The organism is Bacillus sp. L_1B0_5 (assembly GCF_000836715.1).
GTDB lineage: Bacteria > Bacillota > Bacilli > Bacillales > Bacillaceae_G > Bacillus_A > Bacillus_A thuringiensis_S.
Genome location: NZ_JXIS01000014.1, coordinates 1 through 23,104, shown reverse-complemented (window position 1 = coordinate 23,104; position 23,104 = coordinate 1). Strand labels below are relative to the sequence as shown.

Sequence of the window (23,104 nt, the reverse complement as noted above, 5' to 3'; positions counted from 1 at the left end):
TAATAGATTCACAAACCCTCAAGGTGGTGAGCAATACATTGATTCATAAAAAAATATACAATGCTAGAAACTTAAAAACAGCGAAAGGCACTTTAATTATTGAAGGTCCTGTCTCTACACATAATCTTGAAATGTATGAATTCCATCCAGACTTAATTGCGTTTCGTCCTGCCGAGCAACAATATAAAGCAATTGTCGAAATTTCTAAATTACCAGAAGCTCGTCTCATTATTGCTAGACATGACCAAACAATTGTTGGATATGTTACATACTTGTATCCTGATCCACTTGAACGATGGTCAGAAGGAAAAATGGAAAACTTAATTGAGCTTGGGGCAATTGAAGTAGTCCCAGCCTTCCGCGGGAGTTCTGTCGGAAAGAACTTACTAGAGGTTTCTATGATGGACGATTATATGGAAGATTACATTATATTGACGACTGAATATTATTGGCACTGGGATTTGAAACAAACAGGATTGAATGTGTGGGAATACCGAAAAGTAATGGAAAAGATGATGAATGCCGGCGGGTTACAATGGATGGCTACAGACGATCCTGAAATTTGTTCACATCCCGCCAACTGTTTAATGGTCCGCATCGGTAAACGCGTTGATACGGATTCTATTCAAGCTTTTGATCGTCTACGTTTTCACAATCGTTTTATGTATTAATAAAGGGGGCAACTGGAATGATTGTAGAAGAAATTATGAATCAAAATGTAGTTACACTACATCCAAACGATACAATCGAAACAGCAATCCGAACGATTCGCACGAAAGGCATTCGGCACATTCCAATTGTCGATCAAAATAATCACGTCGTAGGCATTATTTCTGATCGGGATGTAAGAGATGCAAGTCCGTCTATTCTAGATGAACAAGTTTCACTCGATATGCTACAGCAACCGCTTGAACTTATTATGAAACATCCTGTTATGACTTGCCATCCTCTCGATTTCGTTGAGGAAATTGCTACTTTATTTTTTGAAAATAAAATTGGCTGTCTTCCTGTTACAAAGGCTGGAAAGTTAGTTGGAATCATTTCTGAATCTACAGTACTGCACACGTTAGTGAAATTAACAGGGGCACATCAACCAAGTTCACAAATTGAAATTCAAGTAAAAAACGAACCTGGTATTCTTGGAAAAGTCGTTGCTATTTTTAGTGACTTACAAATAAATATCGTGAGCGTTCTCGTCTACCCAGCAAAAGATGAGAATGATAAAGTACTCGTTTTCCGCATTCAAACGATGAATCCTCTAAAAGTGATTGATGCACTTGAAGCAGAAGGCTACCGCGTATTATGGCCGAACATCATGGGGATGCAATCATGAGTAGCGCGTTTATTTATTCGGATGACTTTCGGGGCTATTCATTTAGCCCTGATCATCCTTTTAACCAACTGCGCGTCACACTTACGTATGATTTATTACAAAAGGGCGGTTTCATCTCTCCTTCCCAAATCATCTCACCACGGATGGCTACAGATGAAGAAATTGCCTACGTTCATACAGAGGAGTACATAAATGCGGTAAAACGTGCTGGAGAAGGAAAGTTAGAAAAATCAATTGCGATGACATATGGACTTGGAACAGAAGATACACCGATGTTCCCAAATATGCACGAAGCAAGCGCATTGCTCGTTGGTGGTACATTAACAGCTGTCGATGCTGTTCTTTCCGGAAAAGTAAAACACGCGCTTAACTTAGGAGGCGGCTTACATCATGGCTTCCGTGGTAAAGCATCTGGCTTTTGTATTTATAACGACAGTTCTATCGCAATGAAATATATTCAAAAGAAATACGGTTTACGCGTCTTATATATTGATACAGACGCTCATCACGGTGATGGTGTTCAGTGGTCTTTTTACGACGATCCTAACGTATGCACTATTTCATTACATGAAACTGGGCGTTATTTATTCCCTGGAACTGGCGCTGTAAATGAACGCGGACAAGGCAATGGCTATAGTTATTCTTTCAACGTTCCACTCGATGCTTTTACAGAAGATGAATCGTTCTTAGAGTCATATCGAACTGTTGTAAAAGAAGTTGCAGCATACTTTAAACCGGATATTATTTTAACGCAAAATGGTGCTGACGCACATTACTACGACCCACTTACACACCTTTGTGCGACCATGAATATTTACCGCGAAATACCGAAGCTCGCTCGTGAAATTGCTAATGAATATTGCGACGGTCGCTGGATCGCTGTCGGCGGTGGCGGCTATGACCATTGGCGTGTCGTACCAAGAGCTTGGGCGCTCATTTGGCTCGAAATGAACAACATCCAAAACATCTCAGGTTATCTCCCTCCAGAATGGATTGAAGCTTGGAAAGGACAAGCAGAAACAGAACTTCCCCTCACATGGGAAGATCCAGACAACATGTATAAACCTATCCCCCGTAAACCAGAAATTGAAGAAAAAAATGCATTAACTGTAGCGAAATCCCTTGAAATTATTCGGAATAATATGACAAAATCTTTGTACTAAACGAAAAGGAGGCTCGTTTTTGAATAGCCTCCTTTTATTTGTTGTCGGTTTCTGTCGGTAAGTCGATATATTCTAATAATCGCTGATATATTTTCATTTCATAACAGCCTGGCCCAACTTTTATGAGAAAAGGTAGTGATATTATGTGGAAACGACAAATGATCCACACGAAACGTGGTACATTTGAACTCTTTACAAAAGGAGATGGCGAATCGCTTTGTATTACACATCACTATTCACAATTTAATGAAACTGGTGATTACTTTGCAGATGTTTTTACTGCTACGCATCGTGTATTTCTCATTAATTTACGGGATACTGGTCGCTCTGTAACCGCCCAGTCAGAAAACGAATTAAGCATGATTGAAACAATCCACGACTTAGAAGCAATACGAGAAGCATTACAACTTCCAACATGGCATTTCGCTGGTCATTCAACAGGTGGTATGCTTGGACTTTTATATGCGATTACATATCCAAATCCCTTACAATCATTAGTCGTAGCAGGAGCTGCAGCAAGTAACTATACCGAAACACCATTTTGCATTTATCATCCCGAACATTCACAATTTCATTATATGCAAGAGCTCATCGAAAACTTAAAAAGCCTTCACCTTACAAGTGAAGAACGGAAAGAACTATCTACTAAGAGAACAAAATTATCATTGTATAAACCAGAAAACTACAACTCTTATTTTTTTAAATCAATTGTAAAAGCAATGTCCGCTAGCCGGATGAACGCTTTCGCCAATGAATATCCTTCATTTGATTTAAGAGAGTATTTACCTTCCATCCAAACAAAGACACTTATTATATGCGGAAGATATGATGTACAGTGCCCAATTCAGTATTCTATCGAGATGCATGATGGGATACGTAATTCTATCTTCATTCCATTTGAAAACAGCAACCATTATCCTTTTTTAGAAGAGGCTACTCAGTTTACTTCTACTATTCAAACATTTTATAAATCATTGCAACAAGGAACTCTAAAATAGTATGTTAAGGTCGCAAGCTAATTTTCCAACAAAAAGCTCACAGCCTCTATAAGACTATGAGCTTTTTCAAAAGAAATATTTCACACTAGTAACAACCAAAAAAAGAACAGAAAAAATCACTAAACCTAAATCAATAAATACTGACTTTTTATCTCCTTCTTTTAAACTTATCATAAAACTAGAAATTATTTTAATTGCAAAAAAGACCATCATAAATAACCAGCCGAAATGATCATTCGTAGAATCTTCATCATAAAACATTTGTATTGCACCAATAATTAATAAGATAAGTACGATATTAGTTACAATCTTTAAAACCTTGTTTGATTTATTATCTTTTAATGTATCCCCCAAAATGCAGCACGCCCTCTCACACTCTCCTATGTTTTATCTCTCTTTATATTTTAACATAAATTACCTATTATCCCCTTTTGATCACATACAAAAAAACCTACCAATAACTCGGCAGGTTTCCTACACATTAAAACGATAACCAGCTCCCCACACTGTTTCAATATATTGCGGGTGGGCAGGGTCTCTTTCAATTTTTTCACGTAGCTTTCTAATGTGGACGACAACAGTGGCTAAATCACCAGCGGAATCTAATCCCCAAATGCGTTCAAATAACTGTTCTTTATTTAATACTTGGTTTGGATGTGTGACAAAGAATGTTAATAAATCAAATTCCTTCGTTGTAAATGCCACTTCTTCATTGTTTATAAAAACTTTCCTCGCTCGTTGATCGATAGAAATTCCGTGAATATATAACGTATCACGTTGCTTACTTACATTTCCTGATAATCTTTCATAACGAGCAATATGCGCTTTTACTCTTGCGACTAATTCGCTTGGGCTAAACGGTTTCGTTATATAATCATCCGCTCCTAATCCGAGTCCGCGAATTTTATCTATATCTTCTTTTTTTGCTGAAACAAGTAAAATCGGAATATCTTTTACAGCACGTATTTGTTTACAAATTTCGAATCCGTTCATTTTCGGGAGCATAATATCTAAAATAATTAAATCATAGTCTTCTTGCAGGGCTATTTGTAAACCTGTTTCTCCTGAATGCTCTACATCAACTTGGAAATCATTAATTTCTAAATAATCTCGCTGTAATTCTGCAATACTTACTTCATCTTCTATTAGTAAAATTCTTTTCAATTTACTCACCACATTCCTCTACTTTTTCCAATGAGAAGAAAATGCTTGTGCCTTTACCAAGCTCGCTTTCCGCCCAAATTTCCCCGCCATGTTCTTCAACAATTTGCTTCGCTATTGCTAAACCAAGTCCACTTCCACCTGTGCTAGAATTCCGCGATTGTTCTGCACGATAAAAACGTTCAAAGATATACGGTAGCATATTAGATTCTATACCTGATCCATTGTCCATCACTTTCACAATAACTTTATTGTTATCACTCGATACTGTTACAGTAATTTTCTTCTCTTCTTTATCCATGTACTTCACACTATTATGAATTAAATTTGATATAACTCTATTTATCTTTTCGCAATCGGCCGTTACATATAATGGCGATGAATGTAATTGTAAGTTAACTTCTATACCTTCTTCACTTAAATCCATCTGCATCTCTTCTATTAATTCTTGCATAAACGTATTTAATTCAACTGTCTCAAATTGGAATGGAACTCGATTCAAATCGAGCTTCGAAAACAAAAAGAGCTCATCAATGAGTGTGTCCATATGTTTTGCCTTCGTATGAATTGTCGTTAAATACTTATCCATTTTTTCTGGCGTATTTGCTACCCCATCCTTTATTCCCTCTACATATCCGATAATAGATGTAATCGGTGTTTTTAAATCATGCGATATGTTTGAAATAAGTTCTTTTCGATTTTCTTCATACTGCGTTTGTACTTCAATCGATTCTTTTAACTTCTTCCTCATTTCCTCAAACCCTTGATTTAATTGACCTATTTCATCGTGCGATGTAACTGGCATTTGAAAATCTAAATTTCCTTCTTTAATTTTCTCTGTTGCGCCTTTCAATACAAAAATTGGTTTTATTACACTTCTTGAAACGAGATAACTTAATAACCCAATGAGTAAAATGGCTAGTAGTAAAAGCGATACGAATAAGATTGGAAATAATTTTTGTGTAAGATCTACAAATGAACTTTGCTTTTTTAGTACAAATATACTCCCTTCTTCTTTCTCTGGAAAATAAAAATCAAATTTTACATATCGATAAAATGTATCGCCTAGTTCCGTTGTACCACGACTATTAATATTTGCCGCTTCAAATTTCGGAAGGGCTTCTGTTAAAGTCGAACTTTCAAAACCCTTTGTAGCATAAGAAATGTTTTCTCCCTTTCTTACAATTATTTTCACGCCTTCTTTTTCAATCGATGAAACGAACGATTCATCTAATAATTGAGATTGATGTTGCTTTGCCACTAATTTTAATTCAAGATAGGCATTCTCTTCTTCTGGTGTAAGCGGCTTTTGAATGTAAGAACTTTTATAGAAATTTTTCACTGCTTCCAAGTCACCTGTTATCGAAAAAACAATTAAAAATCCCGCGACTAATATGAGCGTAATAGAAACGAGAATTACAGCAATATAAGAAAATAAAAATCTTGTTTTAATAGACATAATTTACATCCTCACTTTACCCATCCTTCATATTCATAAGCATAAAAATATATGTTCAAATACTCAAGCGATTTTATAGTAATTTTAGCGTCAGTTTATAAAAATTTAATGTTCCTATTTTACAGTTGAAATTAGGAGGTTGAAATTCCATGTTCAAAAAAACATTCAGTATGATATGTTGCGTAATTTTTTTACAAGGATGCTCGCAAGAACAAGAAGTAAAAAAGGAGATGACAAACATGGAGACTGCACTACTAGCAGCTACTGAAAAAAATGAAACGAATACTATTATATCTTTACTAAAACAAGGCGCAAATATAAATGCGACGGATAATCAAGGACGCACTCCACTTATGATTGCAACATACAAAAATAATGTAAAAACCGCACAAGCGCTTATCGAAGCTGGTGCTGAAGTAAACATCCAAGATGACATGAAAAACAACCCCTTTCTATACGCCGGTGCGGAAGGTTACTTAGACATTTTAAAGCTAACAATTGATGCTGGTGCAGATCCTACGATTACAAATCGTTACGGTGGAACAGCTCTTATCCCAGCCTCAGAACATGGCTATATTGACGTTATAAAAGAACTCCTCACTCGAACAAATATTGATGTAAATCATGTAAATAACCTCGGATGGACAGCTTTAATGGAAGCCATCGTACTAAGTAACGGAAACGAAACACAGCAACAAGTCATTCGCCTTCTTATTGAGCACGGTGCAGATGTAAATATTCCAGACAATGATGGTGTTACCCCGTTAGAGCATGCTCGCGCTCATCACTTTGAAGAGATAGAGAAGATTTTGTTAGAAGGACGTAAGTAAAAAGTTATTTTTTGCCTTCCTCCCCCACCCTATGCTACATTTAAGCCGTTACATTACTATTAATAGGGTGGGAATAAAAATGAACAAACCTAAAATTGGGATGATTGGACTTGGAAGTATTGCGCAAAAGGCCTATCTTCCAACACTTACAAAAGAAACAGATTGGAATTTTGTAGGGGCGTTTACACCTAACGCGGAGAAAAGAAAACAAGTTTGCCAGCAATACCGGATTCAAGACTTTCATTCTATTGAAATGTTAGCTTCAGAATGCGATGCAATCTTCGTTCATAGTTCAACTGCATCGCATTATGAAATCGTTTCTGAACTTCTGAAAAAAGGAATCGACGTTTATGTTGATAAACCGCTAGCAGCTACAGTGGAACAAGCTGAGCAACTAGTCGAGTTGAGCGAGAAGTATAACCGAAAATTAATGGTCGGATTTAATCGCAGATTCGTTCCTATGTATGTCACTGCCAAAGAACAGGCTAATGATATTTCATGGATTCGAATTGAAAAGCATCGCACAAATAAAGTCGGGCCATATACGTACGACTTCACTATGTTAGATGATTATTTACACATTGTAGATACCGCTCGCTGGTTAGCTAATGATGACCTTAACGTCGTTCACAACATGATGCAAATCAATGAAAAGAATGAACTTCTTTACGGACATCATACATATACAACTCCAAGTGGACTGTTACTTTCTACTGCAATGCATCGCCATGCCGGTACAAATTTAGAACAAATTGAACTTGTAACGCCAGGGAAAATCATTCGCGTAAAAAATATGAATACATTTGAAATTGAACAGGAAAACTCAGTTTCACAAAGTGGTTCCCCATCATGGGATACAACGTTAAAACAACGTGGTTTTGAAGATGCTGTTCATCATTTTATTGAGTGTGTACACGGAGATACAAAGCCTGTTGTAGATGGATTAGAAGGATTAAAAACGCAGCAAATGCTACAATCTTTACTAGATGATGTAAACAAAAATTAAAACGGATACATTTTTCAGAATTTACTTTCATTCCCATTTCCTCTTTATTTCTCTCGTAAATTTCTATAGAATATGTTGATAGGAATTATAAATTTCATAATGAATCGTGGAAAGGATGGGATTAACACATGTGGAACGAGTTTAAAAAGTTTGCTTTCAAAGGGAATGTCGTTGATTTAGCTGTCGGGGTTGTAATCGGTGCTGCATTCGGTAAAATCGTTAGTTCTTTAGTAAAAGACATTATTACACCATTACTTGGTATGGTATTAGGTGGCGTTAACTTTACAGACTTACACTTTGGATATGGTAAATCAGCTGTTATGTATGGTAACTTCATCCAAACAATTTTTGATTTCTTGATTATCGCAGCTTCTATCTTTATGTTTATTAAAGTTTTCAACAAACTAACATCTAAAAAAGAAGACGAAAAAGAGGAAGAAATTCCAGAACCAACAAAAGAAGAAGTTCTTCTTGGCGAAATTCGCGACTTATTAAAGCAACAAAATTCTTCTAAAGATAGAGCATAATTGAACGGATAAAAAGGCATGTCCCAAGGGACATGCCTTTTCTATATGTTATAACGTTTCCGAATTCATATGAATAAATAAAATAATACCAGCAACCATAAGTACCATAATGCTACCTGCAAATAGTGTAATACCAATAAACATTAAACTTGTGCTCATATCTACTGATACACTTTCAATAAAAATAGAAATTACATACGTGATAAGGGCAATTCCTGCAAGAATACTTCCTGGAACAAACCGCTTTAAGCCATTTTGTTTTAACGTCATATATGCAAAAATAGCAGTCATACAAAGCGTAATTATCCAAAGAACGATCATCTCTTCTCCCCCCTCACAAGCCTTTTCTTCTATTATACATGACATTGCCCTATAATAGTTAAATTTGCACTTATGTGACATATAACAAGGAATCATACAATCTATAGAGAAATCTTCCAAATAAGCGATATACTAGGGAGGATTTCAATTGGAAGATAATATTGTAGGATACTTTAAACAAGTAGAGCGATATGATTATATTACAATTGACTTAGACAAAAAGTTTTTTTACATGGAAGTTGTACAAATAGAAACAAATTTAACTTTGCTAAAAGTATCACTTAACTTAGACAAAGATGAAACTATTATTACTGGCAATGTGAAACAATATGATCCTTCTAGGTTAGAACAATTAATACAAAGCTTTAAACGCACTGCCCAAACATGCCTTGAACATAATTTACGAAGTCCTGAAGAACTTTTTGCATTTTGGAAAGGAAATTGACCACTAGGAAAATATGGATATTTTTCATATAAATTGATATAATTACCATATACAAATATTCTTTGTAAGGGAGTGTTCATAATGATTTGGATTTCACTAATCGTATTAGCTTATTTCATCATTCTCGTCCCAATACAGTACAACTACATTAAAATGCTCAAAGAAAAACAGAAAAAAATGAGTGTCTCACAAAACGAACTATATGACAACATGTCTTATGAAGAATCCCAAGTACATTACCATTATCAAAGTAACGTATTTACAATACCTGCTTCGCTTGTCGCAAGTATGATTTATAAAGTGAAACATGCAGCATAATATGTACGCTGTAAAATTATTGTTTGAGTCTGTTCATTCTGGTCAACCTGATCCTACGAAAATTGATGAGCATTATGAAGAGAATCACGATACACTTTTTGAAGAAAGTATTATTCTTGTTAAAGCAAACAGTTTAGAAGAAGCTCATGAACTAAGTGAAAAGATAGCTATACAATCGGAGCACACATACGATAATATGTATGATGAGCAAATCACATGGACGTTCCGAAAAGTGTTACATGTGTTTGAATTAGACGATACGCCATTTGAAACTGGAAAAGAATTGTACGCAAGATTTTTACACGTTAAGAAAAATGAAACTGTAGATACAGTAATTGAAAAATATTATCCTGAATATGAATAAAAGCTCACAGCAATCGCTGTGAGCTTTTTTATACTTACTTCGTTGAATCTCTAAATTGGATACGGTGAGGTAAGATAACAGTGTGATCTTCCACTTTTTCTTTGTTCATATACTTTGTTAATAGACGCATTGCTACTGCACCGATATCATACATCGGTTGTACAACTGTTGAAAGTTGCGGACGAACCATTAATGCAAGGCGTGTATTATCGAAACCAAGTACTTCTACATCAGTTGGTACGTTTAATCCAGCGTCTTGTGCTGCATGGATTACACCTAGTGCCATTTCATCAGAAGATACGAAGATTGCTGTTGGCTTTTCATCATTGCTCCAAAGCTTTTCGAATGCTTCGATACCTGAGTCATATGTGTAATCTCCATCGATTACAAGATTTTCATCATATGAAATACCTTCTTCTTCTAAAGCTTTTTTATAACCTTGTAACTTCTTCGCGCTTCCCGCTTTATCAATGAATGGACCAGAGACGAAACCGATACGCTTATGTCCTTGCTCAATAAAGTGCTTCATTGCATCGTAAGCTGCTTGTGTATAATCAATATTTACTGATGGCGTTTCATTTTGCTCATCGAATGACGCTGCTAATACAATTGGTACTGGAGATTTTTTAAATTCTTCAATGTGAATGTCTGTAATATCTTCACCCATGAAAACAATTCCGTCCACTTGTTTTCCAAGCATCGTATTTAATAAATGGAACTCTTTCTCTTTGTTTTGGTCAGAGTTACTTAAAATGATGTTATATTTGTACATTGTTGCGATATCTTCAATTCCACGTGCAAGTTCTGCATAAAACGTATTTGAGATATCAGGAATAATAACACCTACTGTAGTTGTCTTCTTACTTGCTAGTCCACGTGCTACCGCATTTGGGCGGTATCCTAAACGATCAATTGCTTCTAATACTTTCTTTCTTGTTGTAGGCTTTACATTTGGGTTACCGTTCACAACGCGTGATACGGTAGCCATTGAAACGTTCGCTTCGCGCGCTACATCATAGATTGTTACGTTCATCTCATCGCACACTCCTTCTATTTTTGTTATCTATTTTTATGTATCGGTTACTTGAATGAAAAAAAGACATCAACTCTATTTGCAGATGCCACCAATCGTCCCGAGTTCTTCCTTTTACTAATGATACGATAAAAACGCAGGCTCATACAATATTTTCCCGCAAAAGTTTCGAAAAAATTCGCTTCTTTTCTCGTATTTTCGTATTTTTTATGAAAAAAGAGCATTTTTTGTAAAAAAATAGATGTTTCCTAAGTAGAAATCTTATTTTAAGCAGTACGATAGTAAATGAAATTTATATCGGCGATTTTTCGAATATATGAACCGTAACTCGGAATATATCAGCGATTTTCCAAATATATCGACCACAACTCTAATTATATCAGCGATTTTTTAAATATATCAACTTACCAACAAAAACCGACAATGACAGTCTCTATACAATAAGAGAAAGCTGTTCCAAAATGCCTTTTTGGAACAGCTCATTAAAAGTTTTTATAATTTGCTTCCAAATAATTTTAATTCATTCATAAAATCATTGAACTGCGGAATATTCATTTGCTGCGCCGCATCTGATAAAGCTACAGCGGGATTTGGATGTACTTCAGCCATAATTGCGTCTGCACCAATTGCCATCGCTGCTTTTGCAGTTGATAAGAGAAGGTCACGTCGCCCTGTAGAATGCGTTACATCGACAACAACAGGTAAATGTGTTTCTTTCTTTAAAATCGGTACAGCGGAAATATCAAGCGTCTTACGCGTCACTCTTTCATACGTGCGAATACCTCGTTCACATAAAATAATGTTCCCATTTCCCTTTGCCATAATATATTCTGCCGCATTAATGAATTCTTCAATCGTTGCTGATAGACCACGTTTTAATAATACTCGTTTATTTACAGCACCGGCTGCCCTTAGCAAATCAAAGTTTTGCATATTGCGAGCGCCAATTTGAATAACATCAACGTAATCTAATGACATCTCAATATCATTTGGATTTAAAATTTCACTAATAACAGCCAAATCATATTCATCTGCTACTTGGCGTAAAATTTGTAATCCTGCTAATCCAAGACCTTGAAAATCATACGGTGAAGTATGTGGCTTGAACGCACCACCACGCATTAATTTCAACAATCGTATCTTCTATTTTTTTCTTACAAGACACAAGTAGTGCTTTACGATGATCTTCTTCTTGTAACTCTAAACCAGCTTAAAAAATTTGTTTGAAAATATGTTGTAAAGTCGAAGTTTCAAATGGACCATTATTATTCTCTACAATTAAATCCAGCATATTTCTTTCACGTACAGGATCAAAACGTTTCACACCTTATACTTCTTTTAAAGTACCAACTTCTTGTACGAGACGACCTCTTTCGTTTAGTAACTCCAATATTTGTAAATTAAGTTGATCAATTTCAGAACGTAAACGACCTAGTTGTTGTGATGTCATAAGAAAGCCACCTCTTTCAAATTCCTATATATTACTTTTTTAAGATAACTTATCATAGCTGATACATATACGATTATCACACGATATACAGCAATGAATTACCATCAAAAAACGTTGTATATTTTCATTTAAAATAAAAAAAAGACAGTTTACATACTGTCTTTTTTACAAGAAGGAAACAAACGGTTTATCACTGTTTTTCTCTTTTATAATAACGGCCTCAATTTTACTCTCGGACTTAATCTGTAATTGTACTTTCGCATCTTTAGGCAATTTGTCCAACATACCTTGAGCAGCCAATTGGGTAAGAGCCATTAATTCTGTTTTACCGTTATATTTAATAACAATATTCATATTTAATGTATCCATTTGATCTTTCTTATAAGAAACTTTTGCGTTGACTGGAATAAAATCTCCAGTAGAAAAACCTTTTATTTCCTTAGCAAAGTTAGTTATTTTTGTATTATCTTCTCCATGTGCTTGTGTAAATTCATCAGAAGGATATGAATACGACTTTTCATCAATTGTACTCCAATTTCCAAGGTTCGTATCATTCTTTTGAACAGTAGCACTAGCGATATACGTACCATTTTTTAAAGAACTTGTACTTTCTTGCTTAAAGATAGCAAACGTAATTGGAGATTTGTTATATTTATCATTTTTGTTAATAGCTTCAATAAGTTGTTTAGCAACTTCAGATCCTTTAGACATAGCTTCTTCATTAGATACACTTGAAGACATAGCTAAGCCAATCATAACACCAGATAAACTTAATTCATTTGAATTCTGTTTTCCGAAATAGTCTTGTTCTATAATATTCGTCAAAACTGGCGCTTCTACTTTCGCAACTAGTTCATCAATTAGTTTCTCTGGAATATACTGATTTAATTGCAGTACGTGACTCTCTGTATCAAATTGCTGCGTTGCAATATTTATTAAACCATTTTCATACTCTGCTAAATCTAATTTAGAATTTGTTTTTATATTAGCTGTATTTATAACCTTTTGTTCTTTTAAAGGAATAACAGTTCTATAATAATCTTTAGAAACAGCAGTTCTCGGAATCATACTTTTTTCTTTTGTATCTTTTTGTATAACTTCATCCTTCTTACTAATCGTATTACTATTGTTACTACAAGCTCCCAGTAATAAACTTACGACTGCGAAGGATAATGCCATTTTCTTCATTACTTAAAACCTACTTTCAACAATCTAGTTATTTAGTTTGAACTATTAATAGTGTACCACTAAATATATTTCAACAAAAACAAAAAAAAGAAGCAAGCACCTTTAGCTTGCTTCTTTTTACTTTATATTCTCTTCTAAAGCATCTTTTTTAATATTCCAATGAGACGTATTCCATACTACCATCCCATCTTTTATGTATAACACTTGCGGTGATTCATGTCTAATACTGTATTGTTCTGCAACACGATTTGACACATCTCTCGCATCTTGTACGTATAAGTAATACGCTGGCACTTCTCTTTCTTCACTGCAATACGCTTGAAATTCTGTGTATGCACCGTGACTAATCGGGCATGTCGTACTATGTTTAAAAAGAACATACGGCTCATTCTTTTCTACTAAGACTTCAAGCTCTTCAATTGTTTCAAGCTTTGTCATATTCATCACGATTCACCTCTCATACGAAATCTAGAGCGCTTCTCTTTCTTTTCAGCGTTTTTCTCAATTCTTTCTAATTTACGCTCTTCTTTTTCAACCTTCTTCTCTTGTCTCGACGCACGGTAATGATTGTATACTTCAATCGCCGCACTGCTCCACTGTACAACTTGCGCTACTTTATCAGCGTTATTTTCAATTTCGTCCGTTACAGAGTCTGATACATTACGAAGCTTCGTATTTAAAGATTGGATTGTCGTTCCAATCCCATCTACACCCGCTACCACTTTATTTAATGACTGTGACTTCTGTTGAATATCATCAGCTAACGCATTCGTTTTATGTAATAATTGCTCTGTCTCTACGCTAATTCCTTGCATTTGTTTTTCTAAACCTTCTAACGTGCTTGCAACGTTTTCTAACGTCTTCTGAACCGATAACAACGTTCTGCATACATACACTACTAATACTGCGAAAGCAACCGCGATAATAGCCGCACTTACATATAAAAGAACTTGCATTTCATCACTTCCTTTATCTTTTTCATACTTTCCCCTATTATACAATCATTTTCCGTTTCATTCTAATCCCTATCTCATCATTAGAATTTTCATACTTATTCGTTAACTGTAACATAAATCATTCAACAAATTCCACTAAGTAGGTTACAATAGGAGAGGATACATAATTAGTAGGGAGGCTTTACATATGAAAGATCCACGTATTGAAAAGTTAGCATACAATTTAATTAACTACTCTATCCGCTTACAAAAAGGTGAAAAAGTATTAATTGAAAACTTTGGCTTACAAAAAGAACTTGTAACTGCACTTGTAAAAGAAGCATATGCAGCTGGTGGTTTCCCATTCGTCTCTTTAAAAGATCATCAAGTAGATCGCTCTTTATTAATGGGTGCTACTGAAGAACATTTCGAACAAATCGCTGCGTATGAAGCAAGCGTAATGAAAGACATGGACGCTTATATCGGTCTTCGCTCTGGCGATAATATTAATGAACAAGCTGACGTTCCAAGTGAGCGTATGAAAGTTCATGGCCAAACAGTTGGTAAAAAAGTTCATAGAGACATTCGCGTTCCAAAAACACGCTGGGTTGTTCTTCGCTACCCAAATGCTTCTATGGCACAGCTTGCTAAAATGAGTACAGAAGCTTTCGAAGACTTCTACTTTGAAGTATGTAACTTAGACTACGGTAAAATGGATAAGGCGATGGATAGCCTTGTTACATTAATGAATAAAACAGATAAAGTTCGTTTAACTGGCCCTGGAACTGACTTAACATTCTCTATTAAAGACATTCCAGCAATTAAATGCTCAGGTCATTTAAACATTCCAGATGGTGAAGTATACTCTGCACCAGTTCGTGACTCTGTTAACGGTACAGTTTCTTACAACACACCATCTCCTTACAACGGTTATACATTTGAAAATGTACAACTTAAGTTCGAGAACGGTCAAATCGTTGAAGCAACTGCAAACGATTCAGAACGCATTAACAAAATCTTCGATACAGACGAAGGCGCACGCTACGTTGGTGAGTTCGCAATCGGCGTAAACCCATACATCTTACATCCAATGGGAGATATCCTATTCGATGAAAAAATCGATGGCAGCTTCCACTTCACTCCTGGACAAGCTTACGACGATGCATGGAATGGTAACAACTCGAACATCCATTGGGACTTAGTATGCATCCAACGCCCTGAATACGGCGGCGGCGAAATTTACTTCGACGACGTACTAATCCGTAAAGACGGATGCTTCGTTGTACCTGAACTAGAAGCTTTAAACCCAGAGAACTTAAAATAATAAAAAACGCTCGGAATTATATCCGAGCGTTTTTTTATTATCCTCACTCTATGTCGAGCCACTTTTCTTACTTTTTGTTTGCTGAAAATGAAAATAATATAAAAGTGCCACTGCGATAGTACCTATTAATATTGGTACATATAAAGGCAGGTTCCATTTCATATTTACCCTAGTGCAGATAGCAAACACCAGCAAAATTTCCAAGCAAAACAAAGGTTTTATATATTTCATTTCTTACCTGCCATTTCTATTTTAACATGTGAATTTTCTTTCTCGATAAGCGCTAAAAATTCATTCATATCTTGTGGCATCGCAATTATATGTACTTTATATGCATTCGTCGTAATTTCAAGTGATTTCCCAACTTGACGAATTATTCTTATCTCTTTCAATACAATATCGTCATTTAAAACACCGTACTTTAATACACCATTTTCTACTTTATGTTTTTTAATAAATACTTCCCAAACGAGCGGGACATTTACAATGAAGCATAAACCCATCCCAATCAACGCCGATATCCAATGCGCTTTATTAGTAAAAAGCATGACAATTGGATATATAAACATAAAAGCTAACGTAAGACAAACAAAAATGACTACTGACTTACTTCTTTGAATTGGAAAGTTCATACCTACACCCCCTAATCCAAATTATACCACTATTTCCATTTTAGTTCATAGAAAAAGGCCATTTCTAAATGACCTTTTACACAATGTACCTATAAAATTTCTTATCTACCTGTAACACTGGAAAATTTTTCGGCAACTGATCTATACTCACACTTTGAAAACCATTCTTTTCATAAAAACGATGTGCCGCTAAAAATTTTACTGTTGTTCCTAAGTAAATATCTTTCAATTTTTTACCCTCAGCCCATGAAATTGCTGTTTGAAGCAACATATGTGACGCGCCCCATTCTTTTCCGCGAAACTCTTTCTTCACGAACATTTTTCTTAGCGCTACTTGAAGATTCTCAATATCTAATAAAGCTACTGTTCCAACTACTTTCCCATCATAAATTGCTACCCAAAAGTTTCCGTGATCCTTTTGATAGAATGTTTCTATTTCAAGTAAATCAGGTTGCTCTTCTTTCGTAATGGGAACATTATACTCTTTTTGCTGAATATGAACGATAAGATCTACTACTTCCTCTTGAAACGTACTTTCATACGGAACAATACGAATTTTCTCGTTCATCGAATTTCTTTCCACTCTGAAGCTAATAAACTATATACAGCGATATCATGGAAATGATCATATAACCATTCTTCATCTCGTAAAATACCATCTAACTTAAATCCTAAACGTTCTGGAATTGCGCGGCTTTTCGCATTTCCAACACCGCAACGAATTTCAATTTTATTCAGCTTTAAATTTTCAAATGCATAGTGAAGTACAGCCTTTACGCTACGCGTCATAATACCTTTCCCGCCAGCATCTTCTGCAAGATAATACCCAAGACTCGTCGCTTTCTTCCCCCAGCTCACTGGATGAATGCCTACCATCCCAACGAGCTTTCCTTTGTAACGTATACCACTTTCAAAACCGTCTCCCTCTGCAAACTTTTTTAACCACATCGGAAAAATCTCATCATAAGCATCAGCAGATTTTGTCCCATCTACCCAAGGGAGCCATTTTCGTAAATGATTACGGTTTTGATCTAATAATTGATATAATTCCTCTTTATGATGTTTTTCTAGTAATTGTAGTTCGATTTCGTCATCTACTCGGAGTGTGAACATGCTTTTTAGTCCCCTTTTTAGTTTTCTTATTATTCTAACATTTACGGATAAAAAATGTTAAATGTTCACACTTTTTTCAGTTTGATATCAGAACAACAACTATATATGATTGATATCTAGATACGAATCATATATAGTTAAAGTATGGAAAAAAATGATAATTTTATAATTCAATTACGTAAAGGTGTTTTTGATCTCGCTATTTTGTCTTTAATAAGCAAACAACCTATGTATGGATACGAAATTACAAGTGCCTTACAAGATATCCCTGTGTTTCATATCCCGAACGGTTCGATTTACCCTATATTAAATCGAATCACGAAAAACAATTGGGCTATTTCCTATTGGGAAGAGTCCGGTGATGGTCCAAAAAGAAAATACTATCGAATTACAGATGAAGGGAGAGAAATTTTAAATAGTCGCTTACATGATTATGATGCAGTGTATCATGCTCTAATGTTACTAGCTAAAGGAGAGGATAAAAAATGAACAAGGAACAATTCTTTTCAAACGAACTCATTGCTTCTTTCTTAGATGACCTTCACAAAGGTTTAATGAACTTACCTACATCAGCGAGAGAACAACATATGCTAGAAATTAAATCCGATTTATATGAAAATGCATTAAGTAAAGAAAGTGAAGAGATACCATTAGAAATCATCCCTTCACAAGTCATTGAAGAATTTCTTCCTCCAAAAGAATTAGCACAGGAAATTGCAGGTGAATATACAGATGTTATTCAAAATGCACAGCAATCTACAAATACATTTATTAAATATTTTACAGGTCTATCAATCGCTCCACTTGGGGCTTTATCAGTACCTATCGCACTTGGTTTTATAAACATTTCAGCTAATTTACCATTTGTACTAGCCTTTATCGCAAGTAACATTTGGTTCATCTGTAGAGAAACCCATTGGAATACGCATTTATTAAAATTTTTTAAAACAGTGATTTCCTTTAGTACTAGCTTTTTAATCGCTCTTCCATTTGCATTTTTCGCGATTCGCATCATCATAACAAAACAATTCGATATGTTTTCATTCTATTATTTAATTGGATATGTACTTTTTAGTTCACTATATATCGTTTTATTAAAACAGCTCTACAAAAAGAATAAACAATACCAACATATCAACGCTTTTTAAAATATATCGAACACAACAAAAAAAGACGCACAGCCACCGCTATGCGTCTTTTTTCTTACTTCTCTGCAACTTGAACTTCTTTTACGTAAGCTGCTTCGAATTTTTGGATGTCGCCTGCGCCCATGAAAATTAGAACGCCGTTTTTATGTTTCTTTAATACATCCGTTGTTGTATCTGTAATTAGTTCTGCACCGTCAATACGCTTTTGCAGATCTTCAATTGTTAATTCACCTTTGTTTTCGCGTGCTGATCCGAAAATATCACATAAGTATACTTGGTCAGCTTTGCTTAAGCTTTCAGCGAACTCATCTAAGAACTTTTCTGTACGTGAGAATGTGTGCGGCTGGAATACAGCGACAACTTCACGCTCTGGATGCTTTTGACGAGCTGCTTCAATCGTTGCATTAATTTCTGTCGGATGGTGTGCGTAGTCATCGATAATAACTTGCTCTCCCATTGGCTTTTCATTAAAGCGACGTTTTACGCCTTCAAAAGTTGTTAGCTGATGCTTAACTGCTTCTACATCAACGTTTTCATAATGGCAAAGCGCGATTACTGCTAATGCATTTAATACGCTGTGGTTGCCGTATCCTGTAATTTTGAACGTGTCATAGTACGTATTACGAACGAATACATCGAAAATAGTACCATCTGTTCTCTTTTGGATATTACGTGCTTGGAAATCATTATCTTCTCCAAATCCATAGAAAATAACAGGTACTTTCGCTTGAATTTTTTGAAGTTCTTCATCATCTCCACATGCAATAATGCCTTTTTTCACTTGCAATGCCATCTCTTGGAATGCATTGAATACATCATTGATGTCTGTAAAATAATCTGGATGATCAAAATCAATATTCGTCATAATTGCATAGTCTGGATTGTAAGACAAGAAATGACGACGATACTCACAAGCTTCAAATACAAAATACTTACTATTTTCTACCCCATGCCCTGTTCCATCTCCAATAAGGTAAGATGTCGGATGTGCGCCTTGCATTACATGGGCTAACAAACCTGTTGTTGATGTTTTTCCATGTGCACCAGTTACAGCAACACTTGTGTATTGGCTCATCAGGTCACCTAAGAAGTGATGGTAGCGATGTACTGGGATGTTTAATTCTTTTGCTGCTACGATTTCTTCATGCGTATCAGGAAATGCATTTCCTGCAATAATCACTTGTCCTTCTTCTACATTATTCTTATCAAAAGGAAGGATCGAGATACTACGCTTTTCCAACGCTGTTTGTGTAAAGAAACGCTTTTCATAATCAGACCCTTGAACAGTATGCTTCATATCATGAAGAATTTGCGCTAATGAACTCATTCCTGTTCCTTTAATTCCTACAAAATGGTAAACTGTCATCTTAAAGAACCTCCAACATTTCGAACTAATACAACGGCCTATCTATAAGACAGTATATGAATCTTTTCTTATTTTGGTAATCATCATACATTTTTGATGTAGTGAAGTTATTCTTTCCCTTCACTTATCAGGATAAACTCGTACGTACTTCTTTATATGTCCATAACAAGTCCATTATAGCAAAAAAGAAGCCGCTATACTATGATAACAGAAAAACTGATAGGGTCAATCACCTATCAGCTTTTCTCTCTTTTACATATCTTCTCTTTTTTCTAATTGAACACGCTCTAAACGTGGGTTTGGACGATATTTACGACCAGCTTTTGCTTCTGGTTTCCCATTTAACTCTACATTATCACCAGTAAAGCCAATATTCATTTTTAACAAGCTACTTCCTACCCCGTATATGTCAACAGGTACCTTTTGAGCTTCAAATTCACGAATACGCTTTTCATCAAATCCACCAGTTACAACGATGTCTACATGCTGGAATCCTTCTTCATCAAGCGCCTTGCGAAGTGCAAATACGAGCGATGGGTTTACACCACGTGGATCAAATGTTCCAAGTACTTCTGGGTGGCGAATAAAGTATTGATCAATCATTGTGCGAGACGTATCTACACGCACACCTTTTAATGTTGATCCAAATTCACGCGCTACACGAAGTGCATCTGTAATAACATCATTATTGTAATCAATGAGTACAACTAATTCATCTTCTGGGAATTTCTTATGATATGCTTTTGCCGCTTCTACAACATCACCATTAAACATTTGAATTAATGCGTGAGGCATTGTTCCCATACCACTTCTGCCCCACCATTCATTCATCGCATGCGTCGCTTGTGCGCTCATACCTCCGATGTATGCTGCATAACCATCACCAGCTTGTTGTGTATAATGATCGTCACGATCTCCCATGAAAATAACTGGTTTTTCTTTATCTACACTACGTGCAGCTTGGACAACATTATATACGTTTGTTGCAACCGATGTACGACGAGCTAAAATCCCATCAATTACACCTTCTAAAAATCCGAAATTCTCATAAGGACCATGAATTGTTAACACTGTTTCAAATGGACTAATTTTATCGCCATCTTTTAAAGAGTGAATCTCAAGTTCCTCAGGATTTTTAGCGAATGTTTGCAGCAATGCAATCACTTCATCTGTTCCGCAAAGGACTGCATTTTCTTTTTGGAAAAATTGCATCGTTACAACACTTTTCGGGCGAAATTCTTCAATAATTTCTCTAGTTTTTAAAAAGTAAACGGCGGAGAACCAACCTTCCCCAACGCGTTCGTCAAATTTAAATGTTTTATTTGTTAGTCGATTTATTTCACCTTTTAATTTTAATTCAATTTCTTTCATGTCGCTTTACTCCCTACTTTACTATCCAACATTTTCTATTAGTATACAGCAAAACCGTGGACTATACATTCGTTTCCTGCATAGCAGCAAATTCATCCTCAGAAATAAGGACATCTCTCGGCTTAGTTCCTCTCGCTTCAGAAATAATCCCTTGCGATTCCATCTCTTCAATGAGACGTGCTGCGCGATTATAACCAATACGGAATTTTCGCTGTACAGAAGATGTGGACGCTCCCCCTTGTTCTACAACAAATTGACATGCATCAAAGAACAGCTCATCTTCCGACTCAGCCTGTTCTGTTTTCGCTAATAAATCCTCTTGCTTAAATAAGTAATTCGGCTTCATTTGCTTTCTCACATGATCAACTGTTTTTTCAATCTCATCATCCGATACATATACACCTTGTACACGAACTGGCTTAGATGTGCCGTTCCCTAAAAATAACATATCACCACGGCCAAGTAATTTTTCCGCGCCCCCAATATCGATAATCGTACGTGAATCAACTTGAGATGATACAGTAAACGCAATACGCGTTGGAATATTTGATTTAATTAAACCTGTAATAACATCTACAGATGGACGCTGCGTCGCAACTAATAAATGAATGCCACAAGCACGTGCTTTTTGCGCAATACGACAAATCGCTTCCTCAACATCACCCGGTGCTACCATCATTAAATCGGCTAACTCATCAATAACGATAACGATATAAGGTAATGTCTCACCTGGAATATCTCGCTCGCTTACAATTGTATTATAGCGAGTTAAATCACGAGCACCAGCATGAGCAAACAATTCATAACGACGCTCCATTTCATCAACTGCCCACTTTAACGCAGCTGTCGCTGCTTTTACATCCGTAATAACAGGTGCTACAAGATGCGGAACAGAATTGTATGGCGCAAGCTCAACCATCTTCGGATCAATTAACATTAACTTTACTTCATGTGGTTTCGCTTTATATAAAATACTCGTTAAAATCGCGTTAATACACACACTTTTACCTGAACCCGTTGCACCCGCAATAAGTCCGTGCGGCATTTTCCGAATATCCGTTACAATTGGATCACCTGAAATATCAAGTCCAAGCGCAACAGTAAGTGGCGATTCACTCTTTGTGAATACAGGACTTCTTAAAATCTCACGAAGAAATACCGGCTTACTTTCTTTATTTGGAACTTCAATTCCAATCGCACTCTTTCCTGGAATCGGCGCTTCAATACGAATATCTTTCGCAGCTAAACTTAACTTAATATCATCACTTAAATTTGTAATTTTATTTACTTTCACGCCTGGGTCTGGTTGTACTTCAAAACGAGTTACTGCTGGCCCTTGCGATACATTAATAACATGTGCTCCAACATGAAAATTATTAAACGTTGTATCTAATAATTCTTTTTGCTCATCTAACCACTCTGTATTATCTAGTGTTGATTGCTGTGGAATTGACAACAACGCTAATGGCGGAACAGTATATGTCGGTGGTGTGTGCAATACATTTCGCATATCGTTCTCTCTTTGATTGACAACATATGCTTTCTCTTTTGGTTCTGTACTTGAAATTGGCTTTTGTACTTGCTCTACCACTACTTGCTGCATTGGTTGCTCTTCCACT

At 35.8% G+C, this 23,104-nt stretch carries 28 protein-coding genes and 1 pseudogene; 13 read left to right on the top strand and 16 right to left on the bottom strand.

Features of this window, described 5'->3' with window-relative positions; genetic code table 11:
- Positions 1-38 precede the first annotated feature (38 nt).
- From acuA to RT27_RS04290, 4 genes are all read left to right on the top strand, one after another.
- Positions 39-671 carry an acetoin utilization protein acetyltransferase AcuA gene (gene acuA, locus RT27_RS04305; protein ID WP_000581388.1) on the top strand — a complete coding sequence of 211 codons (633 nt, stop codon included), beginning with the start codon at positions 39-41 and terminating at the stop codon, positions 669-671.
- A gap of 17 nt (positions 672-688) precedes the next feature.
- On the top strand, positions 689-1,333 hold the full coding sequence (locus tag RT27_RS04300; RefSeq protein WP_016080058.1) for an acetoin utilization AcuB family protein: 645 nt from the start codon (positions 689-691) through the stop codon (positions 1,331-1,333).
- A complete protein-coding gene (gene acuC, locus RT27_RS04295; RefSeq protein WP_000092823.1) occupies positions 1,330-2,496 on the top strand; it encodes an acetoin utilization protein AcuC in 1,167 nt (388 codons plus the stop codon). Before RT27_RS04300 ends, acuC begins: the two co-directional genes overlap by 4 nt.
- Before the next feature lie 122 nt (positions 2,497-2,618).
- On the top strand, positions 2,619-3,494 hold the full coding sequence (locus tag RT27_RS04290) for an alpha/beta hydrolase (RefSeq protein ID WP_156137697.1): 876 nt from the start codon (positions 2,619-2,621) through the stop codon (positions 3,492-3,494).
- Between the two features lie 66 nt (positions 3,495-3,560).
- Here RT27_RS04290 and RT27_RS04285 read toward each other — a convergent pair whose 3' ends face one another.
- The 3 genes from RT27_RS04285 to RT27_RS04275 form a co-directional block, all read right to left on the bottom strand.
- Positions 3,561-3,848, bottom strand: coding sequence for a hypothetical protein (locus RT27_RS04285; protein WP_000502928.1), 288 nt, complete (start codon positions 3,846-3,848; stop codon positions 3,561-3,563).
- A gap of 120 nt (positions 3,849-3,968) precedes the next feature.
- Positions 3,969-4,658: a response regulator transcription factor gene (locus tag RT27_RS04280; RefSeq protein WP_003280338.1), complete on the bottom strand. Its 690-nt coding sequence runs from the start codon at positions 4,656-4,658 to the stop codon at positions 3,969-3,971.
- A 1-nt stretch (position 4,659) separates the two neighbouring features.
- On the bottom strand, positions 4,660-6,114 hold the full coding sequence (locus tag RT27_RS04275; protein WP_043935389.1) for a HAMP domain-containing sensor histidine kinase: 1,455 nt from the start codon (positions 6,112-6,114) through the stop codon (positions 4,660-4,662).
- Between the two features lie 149 nt (positions 6,115-6,263).
- Between RT27_RS04275 and RT27_RS04270 the strand changes: the two genes are divergently transcribed.
- The 3 genes from RT27_RS04270 to mscL all read left to right on the top strand — a co-directional run bounded on the left by RT27_RS04270 (position 6,264) and on the right by mscL (position 8,477).
- On the top strand, positions 6,264-6,944 hold the full coding sequence (locus RT27_RS04270; RefSeq protein ID WP_043935387.1) for an ankyrin repeat domain-containing protein: 681 nt from the start codon (positions 6,264-6,266) through the stop codon (positions 6,942-6,944).
- 79 nt (positions 6,945-7,023) lie between these two features.
- A complete protein-coding gene (locus RT27_RS04265; protein WP_043935386.1) occupies positions 7,024-7,950 on the top strand; it encodes a Gfo/Idh/MocA family oxidoreductase in 927 nt (308 codons plus the stop codon).
- 128 nt (positions 7,951-8,078) lie between these two features.
- A complete protein-coding gene (mscL, locus tag RT27_RS04260) occupies positions 8,079-8,477 on the top strand; it encodes a large conductance mechanosensitive channel protein MscL (protein ID WP_000267015.1) in 399 nt (132 codons plus the stop codon).
- Between the two features lie 48 nt (positions 8,478-8,525).
- On the opposite strand, the gene RT27_RS04255 is transcribed toward mscL, so the two are convergent.
- Positions 8,526-8,798, bottom strand: a complete 273-nt coding sequence (locus RT27_RS04255) for a DUF3917 domain-containing protein (protein ID WP_000636589.1) — start codon at positions 8,796-8,798, stop codon at positions 8,526-8,528.
- A gap of 148 nt (positions 8,799-8,946) precedes the next feature.
- Here RT27_RS04255 and RT27_RS04250 point away from each other — a divergent pair, with 148 nt between their 5' ends.
- The 3 genes from RT27_RS04250 (at position 8,947) to RT27_RS04240 (ending at position 9,925) form a co-directional block, all read left to right on the top strand.
- Entirely contained in the window at positions 8,947-9,243 is a 297-nt protein-coding gene (locus tag RT27_RS04250) for a hypothetical protein (RefSeq protein WP_043935384.1), read from the top strand.
- An 81-nt stretch (positions 9,244-9,324) separates the two neighbouring features.
- Complete coding sequence (locus tag RT27_RS04245; protein WP_043935383.1) at positions 9,325-9,561, top strand: DUF3949 domain-containing protein; 237 nt, start codon at positions 9,325-9,327, stop codon at positions 9,559-9,561.
- A 1-nt stretch (position 9,562) separates the two neighbouring features.
- A complete protein-coding gene (locus tag RT27_RS04240) occupies positions 9,563-9,925 on the top strand; it encodes a DUF4288 domain-containing protein (RefSeq protein WP_043935423.1) in 363 nt (120 codons plus the stop codon).
- A gap of 34 nt (positions 9,926-9,959) precedes the next feature.
- Here RT27_RS04240 and ccpA read toward each other — a convergent pair whose 3' ends face one another.
- From ccpA to RT27_RS04205, 5 genes and pseudogenes are all read right to left on the bottom strand, one after another.
- Positions 9,960-10,958, bottom strand: coding sequence for a catabolite control protein A (gene ccpA, locus RT27_RS04235; protein ID WP_001103303.1), 999 nt, complete (start codon positions 10,956-10,958; stop codon positions 9,960-9,962).
- Between the two features lie 492 nt (positions 10,959-11,450).
- A pseudogene (locus tag RT27_RS04230) lies at positions 11,451-12,408 on the bottom strand (bifunctional 3-deoxy-7-phosphoheptulonate synthase/chorismate mutase).
- Between the two features lie 165 nt (positions 12,409-12,573).
- Entirely contained in the window at positions 12,574-13,596 is a 1,023-nt protein-coding gene (locus RT27_RS04215; RefSeq protein ID WP_016080048.1) for a CamS family sex pheromone protein, read from the bottom strand.
- Positions 13,597-13,713: 117 nt separating this feature from the next.
- A complete protein-coding gene (ytxJ, locus tag RT27_RS04210) occupies positions 13,714-14,040 on the bottom strand; it encodes a bacillithiol system redox-active protein YtxJ (RefSeq protein WP_001057469.1) in 327 nt (108 codons plus the stop codon).
- On the bottom strand, positions 14,040-14,552 hold the full coding sequence (locus RT27_RS04205) for a DUF948 domain-containing protein (protein ID WP_001197721.1): 513 nt from the start codon (positions 14,550-14,552) through the stop codon (positions 14,040-14,042). Before RT27_RS04205 ends, ytxJ begins: the two co-directional genes overlap by 1 nt.
- A gap of 187 nt (positions 14,553-14,739) precedes the next feature.
- Between RT27_RS04205 and RT27_RS04200 the strand changes: the two genes are divergently transcribed.
- On the top strand, positions 14,740-15,855 hold the full coding sequence (locus tag RT27_RS04200) for an aminopeptidase (RefSeq protein ID WP_043935382.1): 1,116 nt from the start codon (positions 14,740-14,742) through the stop codon (positions 15,853-15,855).
- Positions 15,856-15,903: 48 nt separating this feature from the next.
- Here RT27_RS04200 and RT27_RS35690 read toward each other — a convergent pair whose 3' ends face one another.
- From RT27_RS35690 to RT27_RS04185, 4 genes are all read right to left on the bottom strand, one after another.
- Positions 15,904-16,086 (bottom strand): hypothetical protein, encoded by a 183-nt coding sequence (locus RT27_RS35690; protein WP_048563696.1) that lies wholly within the window; start codon positions 16,084-16,086, stop codon positions 15,904-15,906.
- The gene (locus RT27_RS04195; protein WP_016080047.1) at positions 16,083-16,487 is read right to left on the bottom strand and encodes a PH domain-containing protein; all 405 of its coding nucleotides are present in this window, start codon (positions 16,485-16,487) and stop codon (positions 16,083-16,085) included. The genes RT27_RS35690 and RT27_RS04195 overlap by 4 nt, the downstream gene beginning before the upstream one ends.
- A gap of 76 nt (positions 16,488-16,563) precedes the next feature.
- Positions 16,564-17,055: a GNAT family N-acetyltransferase gene (locus tag RT27_RS04190; RefSeq protein WP_043935381.1), complete on the bottom strand. Its 492-nt coding sequence runs from the start codon at positions 17,053-17,055 to the stop codon at positions 16,564-16,566.
- The gene (locus RT27_RS04185; protein WP_000494681.1) at positions 17,052-17,600 is read right to left on the bottom strand and encodes a GNAT family protein; all 549 of its coding nucleotides are present in this window, start codon (positions 17,598-17,600) and stop codon (positions 17,052-17,054) included. The genes RT27_RS04190 and RT27_RS04185 overlap by 4 nt, the downstream gene beginning before the upstream one ends.
- A gap of 144 nt (positions 17,601-17,744) precedes the next feature.
- On the opposite strand from RT27_RS04185, the gene RT27_RS04180 reads away from it, so the two are divergent.
- Both RT27_RS04180 and RT27_RS04175 read left to right on the top strand, forming a co-directional pair.
- Positions 17,745-18,089, top strand: a complete 345-nt coding sequence (locus RT27_RS04180) for a PadR family transcriptional regulator (RefSeq protein WP_043935380.1) — start codon at positions 17,745-17,747, stop codon at positions 18,087-18,089.
- The gene (locus RT27_RS04175; protein ID WP_043935379.1) at positions 18,086-18,748 is read left to right on the top strand and encodes a hypothetical protein; all 663 of its coding nucleotides are present in this window, start codon (positions 18,086-18,088) and stop codon (positions 18,746-18,748) included. Before RT27_RS04180 ends, RT27_RS04175 begins: the two co-directional genes overlap by 4 nt.
- A 55-nt stretch (positions 18,749-18,803) precedes the next feature.
- Here RT27_RS04175 and murC read toward each other — a convergent pair whose 3' ends face one another.
- The 3 genes from murC to RT27_RS04160 all read right to left on the bottom strand — a co-directional run.
- Positions 18,804-20,114 (bottom strand): UDP-N-acetylmuramate--L-alanine ligase, encoded by a 1,311-nt coding sequence (gene murC, locus RT27_RS04170; protein WP_029443433.1) that lies wholly within the window; start codon positions 20,112-20,114, stop codon positions 18,804-18,806.
- Positions 20,115-20,366: 252 nt separating this feature from the next.
- Positions 20,367-21,485: a nicotinate phosphoribosyltransferase gene (locus RT27_RS04165; RefSeq protein ID WP_016080041.1), complete on the bottom strand. Its 1,119-nt coding sequence runs from the start codon at positions 21,483-21,485 to the stop codon at positions 20,367-20,369.
- Positions 21,486-21,546: 61 nt separating this feature from the next.
- Positions 21,547-23,104, bottom strand: a 1,558-nt coding sequence (locus RT27_RS04160) for a DNA translocase FtsK (protein ID WP_043935377.1), incomplete at its 5' end; no start/stop codon positions are given.

Coding starts and splice junctions, on each gene's coding strand:
- RT27_RS04300 (WP_016080058.1), top strand. CDS start 689: ATGATTGTAGAAGAAATTATGAATCAAAATGTAGTTACACTACATCCA.
- acuC (WP_000092823.1), top strand. CDS start 1,330: ATGAGTAGCGCGTTTATTTATTCGGATGACTTTCGGGGCTATTCATTT.
- RT27_RS04290 (WP_156137697.1), top strand. CDS start 2,619: ATGAGAAAAGGTAGTGATATTATGTGGAAACGACAAATGATCCACACG.
- RT27_RS04275 (WP_043935389.1), bottom strand. CDS start 6,114: ATGTCTATTAAAACAAGATTTTTATTTTCTTATATTGCTGTAATTCTC.
- RT27_RS04270 (WP_043935387.1), top strand. CDS start 6,264: ATGTTCAAAAAAACATTCAGTATGATATGTTGCGTAATTTTTTTACAA.
- RT27_RS04265 (WP_043935386.1), top strand. CDS start 7,024: ATGAACAAACCTAAAATTGGGATGATTGGACTTGGAAGTATTGCGCAA.
- mscL (WP_000267015.1), top strand. CDS start 8,079: ATGTGGAACGAGTTTAAAAAGTTTGCTTTCAAAGGGAATGTCGTTGAT.
- RT27_RS04255 (WP_000636589.1), bottom strand. CDS start 8,798: ATGATCGTTCTTTGGATAATTACGCTTTGTATGACTGCTATTTTTGCA.
- RT27_RS04245 (WP_043935383.1), top strand. CDS start 9,325: ATGATTTGGATTTCACTAATCGTATTAGCTTATTTCATCATTCTCGTC.
- RT27_RS04240 (WP_043935423.1), top strand. CDS start 9,563: ATGTACGCTGTAAAATTATTGTTTGAGTCTGTTCATTCTGGTCAACCT.
- ccpA (WP_001103303.1), bottom strand. CDS start 10,958: ATGAACGTAACAATCTATGATGTAGCGCGCGAAGCGAACGTTTCAATG.
- RT27_RS04215 (WP_016080048.1), bottom strand. CDS start 13,596: ATGAAGAAAATGGCATTATCCTTCGCAGTCGTAAGTTTATTACTGGGA.
- ytxJ (WP_001057469.1), bottom strand. CDS start 14,040: ATGAATATGACAAAGCTTGAAACAATTGAAGAGCTTGAAGTCTTAGTA.
- RT27_RS04205 (WP_001197721.1), bottom strand. CDS start 14,552: ATGCAAGTTCTTTTATATGTAAGTGCGGCTATTATCGCGGTTGCTTTC.
- RT27_RS04200 (WP_043935382.1), top strand. CDS start 14,740: ATGAAAGATCCACGTATTGAAAAGTTAGCATACAATTTAATTAACTAC.
- RT27_RS35690 (WP_048563696.1), bottom strand. CDS start 16,086: ATGAAATATATAAAACCTTTGTTTTGCTTGGAAATTTTGCTGGTGTTT.
- RT27_RS04195 (WP_016080047.1), bottom strand. CDS start 16,487: ATGAACTTTCCAATTCAAAGAAGTAAGTCAGTAGTCATTTTTGTTTGT.
- RT27_RS04190 (WP_043935381.1), bottom strand. CDS start 17,055: ATGAACGAGAAAATTCGTATTGTTCCGTATGAAAGTACGTTTCAAGAG.
- RT27_RS04185 (WP_000494681.1), bottom strand. CDS start 17,600: ATGTTCACACTCCGAGTAGATGACGAAATCGAACTACAATTACTAGAA.
- RT27_RS04180 (WP_043935380.1), top strand. CDS start 17,745: ATGGAAAAAAATGATAATTTTATAATTCAATTACGTAAAGGTGTTTTT.
- RT27_RS04175 (WP_043935379.1), top strand. CDS start 18,086: ATGAACAAGGAACAATTCTTTTCAAACGAACTCATTGCTTCTTTCTTA.
- murC (WP_029443433.1), bottom strand. CDS start 20,114: ATGACAGTTTACCATTTTGTAGGAATTAAAGGAACAGGAATGAGTTCA.
- RT27_RS04165 (WP_016080041.1), bottom strand. CDS start 21,485: ATGAAAGAAATTGAATTAAAATTAAAAGGTGAAATAAATCGACTAACA.